Genomic DNA, 4,758 nt, shown 5'->3' with positions numbered 1-4,758 from the left:
ATATTTGAGGAGTGATTTCATGAAAAAAGGTCTCACAATTACTGTATCCAATTCTAAAGGTGGCGTTGGGAAAACTACTATAATTCGATATTTAAGTTACGTCTTAGCCAACATGGGTTATAAAACTCTTGTTATTGATGCAGACCCACAGGCAAACGTAACAAAAACGATGTTACTTACAAAAAATTATAATAGCGATGACGACGACATTTTTATAGTCGAAAAAACAATGATGGCTGGTATTGTAGAACGGGATATCGAGCAACTTATAATTCCTATTATTGATAACCTATACTGTATTCCTTCGCACATTGATTTTAAGAATTTCAACAAATACCTTACACGATTGTATGGAGAAGCTATTGAAGGTTTAGATTCTAACTACGTTGAAGTAGAACGCAATCGAATTAGTGAGTTGAAAAATCTGATCGAACCTTTCAAGCACAATTTTGACTTTATTCTGATTGACACACCACCAACAATGTCAGACTTTACGAGGAATGCAGCATTTGCTTCAGACTACATTATTATGGCGTTTCAAACTCAATCAGACAGCTTAGACGGTGTAATGGATTATTTAGAATATGAGCTTAAACCGCTTGTAGAGACCTTTGGATCAAATACAGACGTAGTGGGAATTCTCCCTAACCAGCTCTCTAAAGGAACTATCGATACCACTGTAATTGACGATGCAAAACAAACATTTGGAGAACAAAATTTATTTAACAGTATTATCCCATTTGTTAAAAGGGTTCAATCCACTCCTAGAACAGGATTGAATCGCGACACTTATTGGGACAACCTAGCCTATGATGAAGTCTTTGTTCCACTTACTGAAGACTTCTTAAAAAGAATTGATATGTTTGAAGGAGGATCTAACTAATGTCAGATAAACAAGCAGGGTTCTTTAATAAAAAAGCCGATACATCTATGAAAAATATTCCTACCCCTCAATCAACCTTTACAGCTGAAAATACAGATTTGTTGAAAAATATTCGATCTGAAGAAGACATTTTAAAAACCAACAATAAATCTCTAGGAATACCAGCGAGCATTTGGTGCAGTTATATGGCTTTATTGGATACCACTGATAATGACTACACATATGAGTTGCTAGAAGAATTAATTCAAGAAAAGGTAAAACAGCTCAATCCTTCACAACACCAAGACTATTTAAGAAGACTTGATAGAAAAGAAGAACATGAGCGTGAACGTCTACAGAAAAAACTTAAAAAGAAATAACATTTATAAAATGTAATTTATAAATTATAAAATATAATTTGCAATTTATATTTTATATAAGCAGAAAACCACCAATGTAAGTATGTTACATTGGTGGTTTTAAGGATGTGGCGGAAACAACGTCCCACTAACAAAAGTATAGCATGCTTTCTCAGTTTCTGAATACCTTTAGAAAATATTCAGCAATTCAATGTGTAACTGTTCCAGCGTAGCGAACCGTTGCGCTTTGTGTGCCTGCCAAATCAGCACGGATCAAGCTGATTACCGATTCTTTTCTCTTCATAACAAACAGTTCTCATTCTATCCATTCATCATCCGAAAAATACTCATTGAATGCTACTTCAAGTTTTGCTTGTTCTTCTTGTTCTGTATTTTTGTATTCATTTTTTTCAAAAGGAGAGGGGAGAGAACCGCTTTCTGTTTCAGACCATTTTCTAAAGTCATGAATCTTAATATGTCGTACGTCTGCATAATCAATATACTGATCACCGATCATCAAAACATCTAAGTCCATAAATCCTCTAAAGTTTCCCCATATCGACTCTTTCACACGTCCCAATTGATCCAGGCTATTTAACTGCACTTCTAAAATTTTGTTATGCTTGATCGATCGTTCTAGGCAGTATTCGATATACTCGATTTCTTGCTGTGGAAGCCGTTCTAAATCTCGTCTCGATTCTTTTGTGGATTCTTTGATACCCTCTTGCAATTCACCTAACGCAAAAGCAGTATCCCATTTGTACCCCATGCCACGATCACGATATTCATTATAATCAAAAAACTCTTTTTTTGTCTTTTTTGTCATGAACTTAACCCCACATTTCCGCCTGCATGCCCACCGACTAACGACGCTCTTGATACAGCTGTTGCGCCTTCCATTAAAGAAGAAGCATGTATCAAGGCTTTAAATCCGTATTTCTTCCTGATTGTATCGATCAAAAAATCTAAACGTTCCTCATTGACTTCCTGGACTGGATCAGAAAAGAGGTCCAACTGAAGTACATCTGTTTGAACTAGCTTTGAGTAGGAAACACCAACGTGGCGTACATCCTGATAATTGTATTCTGACCGAAACAGCTGTAACACATGTTCCGATAAAACCTTTGTATTATTGGATAATGAAACCTTTCGCTGTTTACTCCATCCTGAACGTCCTTTGCTATCAAGGTACCCCTTAGAATACCCAACAGATACAGAAACACATCCTGTTTTTAAATGGCTGCTACGCAATCGAGAAGCCACTTGATCGACAATTTCCTTCAGCACTAATTCAAGTTGATCTTGCCTAGTATAATCTCTAGGCAATACCTGACTATTGCCAATTGATTTATCTACTTTAGCAGCTGGTTTCTTTTGACCTAAAAAACTACGATCGATACCCCACGAGTGGGCGAACAATTGTAACCCCATCACACCAAATTCACGCTTCAGTCTGTAGGGATCAGCTTCAGCAATTTCTCGAATAGATCTGATCCCTAACCAATTAAGGCGTTTCACTATCCGGTGTCCAATACCGCAAAACTCTGTCATTGGGCTTATTCCCCATACCTTCTCCTGTACATCTTCATAGCGCCATTCAGCGATAAAGTCCGTACTGTGTTTTGCCCCATTGTCCAGGGCTAACTTGGCCAACAAAGGGTTCGATCCAATTCCTACAGTGACATAAATTCCTGTTTGTTCTTTCACCTTCAGTTGGATCTTCCTTGCCATTTCATACGCATTCTTGCAGTTAAATAGCTTCAAAGAATCTGTGACATCTAAAAAAGATTCATCCACGCTAAAAACAGAATGATCCTCGTCTGCAACAAACGATTTATACACTTGATTGATTTCTACATTTTTCTTCATATATAAATTCATACGTGGTGGTACAATCACAAGATCTTTATGATACGGAACTTCATTTGATCGAGTGACATTTGTTATACCTAATACTTTTTTTGCAAGGGGAGAAGCAGCTAGCACTAACCCTCCTGCATTGTCTGCACCACTCATAACAATTAGCATCGTTTTCAGAGGGTGAAGTCCACGTTCTACGCACTCAACACTGGAATAGAAGGACTTGCAATCGATACATAAGATATCTCTATTCGGTTCTTTGTCATAGTCAAATTTCATTTACCTCACCTTTTTCGTATGGATTATATACCCACAATTATAAGAACTTACGTTCCCTTTGTCTAGCATGAGATATTATTCTTTAAGACAAAAAAAGCCACATACATTATTGTATGGAGCTTTAGCATACATTATTAATTTTTATAATATTAACCAGTTTTTTTCTATTCTACAGCCATAGATCATTTCAGAAGTTTCTTTTTTCTTTATTAATTGTAGTGATTTATTTAGCATCAATGCGGTGACTAATTCTTTTGTCTCTAGTGGTTTCTGCGTTACTTCAGCTGCAGCTAAGATTAATTGATCCTGATTCTTTGTGATCTGGACAATCGAATATACCTGGTCTTTAAGTTCAATCTTGATCTCCTGAACAGCATCATGTTGAAAATCGACTGATAGAATGGTTAGAAGCTCTGTCGCTCTCATAGGCTAATTCTTCAGTTCTACGTATTGCCCTTGCTGCAATACATATTTACGTTTACATGCTCCGCATTCAAAATAAGATTGTTGGTATTTCTTTTGTGCCAGCTTGCCACAGTCACATTGAACATAGTACGGTATCGTGCGATTATATCCAGTGATCTCTATTTTCCAAGTGTCAAATGCTTTTCTAACCATGTTTTCCCCTCCAGATTATGTTTTGAAATGCTAACTGTTTACTTTTTTAGGAAAGATTCTATTTCTTAGCGCCTTTACTTTGAAATTAGGTTATAATTAAATGTCGCCTTCCCGCAGTCAGCGACTGGAGGGGGTGTGTTTACGTGTTTCTAGCATTTTTCTGTCCGCTTCTTGTTGGGCTATTAGTAGCTCTATTTGAGTATTGGCTAAATACCAAAGATAAGAAGTAAATGACTAATAGGCGACATTAGCCCATTAAAAACCCCTAGAGTATCCCATTACTCTAGGGGCTATGTGTTTACGTGTTCTTTTCTGCATTATAATTATAACATTTTTTAACGCAGTGAACAAGTTCTTGATTTTTATTTGATATCTACTTAAACTTGTTGAAGTGAGATTTTACTATATAAGATATCAAAAGATATCGAATCTTTCTTATTCATTTCAATAATTCGAATCAAATGTAGGAGCGTTTTTATTTGAATAAAGCAATAGCGGTAATAATCGTTGCAAAAACTGCTAAAAAGAAATCTCTTCTATCTTTCTGATCAATAATATCTTTTGTAAGCTTGAAATAGGCCAGCATTAATCCATTTGAAACTACCTTGAATATCCAAATTATCAAACACGAAACCAAAGTAATATTCAAATCAATTTTAGTTTTTTGTTTATAATAAAGTATTACCGTAAACATAATTGTTAGACTGATTAATGAAACTAAAAACTCGGATACAACTTTTTGATTCGAAAAATACATTTTATTCTCGTTAATAGCATTAG

8 protein-coding genes are annotated in these 4,758 nt (G+C 35.7%); 3 read left to right on the top strand and 5 right to left on the bottom strand.

The genetic code is table 11. The features are described from left to right. Positions 1-19 precede the first annotated feature (19 nt). Complete coding sequence (locus tag A5819_RS18350; protein WP_086282223.1) at positions 20-883, top strand: ParA family protein; 864 nt, start codon at positions 20-22, stop codon at positions 881-883. Continuing rightward, a complete protein-coding gene (locus A5819_RS18345) occupies positions 883-1,242 on the top strand; it encodes a hypothetical protein (protein ID WP_086282221.1) in 360 nt (119 codons plus the stop codon). The genes A5819_RS18350 and A5819_RS18345 overlap by 1 nt, the downstream gene beginning before the upstream one ends. Positions 1,243-1,537: 295 nt before the next feature. On the opposite strand, the gene A5819_RS18340 is transcribed toward A5819_RS18345, so the two are convergent. The 4 genes from A5819_RS18340 to A5819_RS18325 all read right to left on the bottom strand — a co-directional run bounded on the left by A5819_RS18340 (position 1,538) and on the right by A5819_RS18325 (position 3,978). After that, a complete protein-coding gene (locus A5819_RS18340; RefSeq protein WP_086282219.1) occupies positions 1,538-2,047 on the bottom strand; it encodes a hypothetical protein in 510 nt (169 codons plus the stop codon). Next, the gene (locus A5819_RS18335; RefSeq protein WP_086353102.1) at positions 2,044-3,360 is read right to left on the bottom strand and encodes a Y-family DNA polymerase; all 1,317 of its coding nucleotides are present in this window, start codon (positions 3,358-3,360) and stop codon (positions 2,044-2,046) included. The genes A5819_RS18340 and A5819_RS18335 overlap by 4 nt, the downstream gene beginning before the upstream one ends. A 141-nt stretch (positions 3,361-3,501) precedes the next feature. Beyond that, positions 3,502-3,786 (bottom strand): hypothetical protein, encoded by a 285-nt coding sequence (locus A5819_RS18330; RefSeq protein ID WP_086282214.1) that lies wholly within the window; start codon positions 3,784-3,786, stop codon positions 3,502-3,504. A 3-nt stretch (positions 3,787-3,789) separates the two neighbouring features. Continuing rightward, positions 3,790-3,978: a transcriptional regulator gene (locus A5819_RS18325; protein WP_086353101.1), complete on the bottom strand. Its 189-nt coding sequence runs from the start codon at positions 3,976-3,978 to the stop codon at positions 3,790-3,792. Positions 3,979-4,121: 143 nt separating this feature from the next. Between A5819_RS18325 and A5819_RS20185 the strand changes: the two genes are divergently transcribed. Beyond that, positions 4,122-4,208, top strand: coding sequence for a type I toxin-antitoxin system Fst family toxin (locus A5819_RS20185; RefSeq protein ID WP_139124527.1), 87 nt, complete (start codon positions 4,122-4,124; stop codon positions 4,206-4,208). Between the two features lie 245 nt (positions 4,209-4,453). On the opposite strand, the gene A5819_RS19550 is transcribed toward A5819_RS20185, so the two are convergent. Next, a partial coding sequence (locus A5819_RS19550) for a hypothetical protein (protein WP_217809043.1) occupies positions 4,454-4,758 on the bottom strand: 305 nt, incomplete at its 5' end.

The organism is Enterococcus sp. 7E2_DIV0204, assembly GCF_002140855.1.
Classification (GTDB): domain Bacteria; phylum Bacillota; class Bacilli; order Lactobacillales; family Enterococcaceae; genus Enterococcus_L; species Enterococcus_L lemimoniae.
The sequence above is the reverse complement of the archived record's forward strand: the minus strand, read 5'-3'. Positions and strand labels throughout refer to the sequence as shown.

Excerpts from the sequence above, each read along its gene's own strand:
- A5819_RS18345 (WP_086282221.1), top strand. The coding sequence starts at position 883 with ATGTCAGATAAACAAGCAGGGTTCTTTAATAAAAAAGCCGATACATCT.
- A5819_RS18325 (WP_086353101.1), bottom strand. The coding sequence starts at position 3,978 with ATGGTTAGAAAAGCATTTGACACTTGGAAAATAGAGATCACTGGATAT.
- A5819_RS18340 (WP_086282219.1), bottom strand. The coding sequence starts at position 2,047 with ATGACAAAAAAGACAAAAAAAGAGTTTTTTGATTATAATGAATATCGT.
- A5819_RS18335 (WP_086353102.1), bottom strand. The coding sequence starts at position 3,360 with ATGAAATTTGACTATGACAAAGAACCGAATAGAGATATCTTATGTATC.
- A5819_RS18350 (WP_086282223.1), top strand. The coding sequence starts at position 20 with ATGAAAAAAGGTCTCACAATTACTGTATCCAATTCTAAAGGTGGCGTT.
- A5819_RS18330 (WP_086282214.1), bottom strand. The coding sequence starts at position 3,786 with ATGAGAGCGACAGAGCTTCTAACCATTCTATCAGTCGATTTTCAACAT.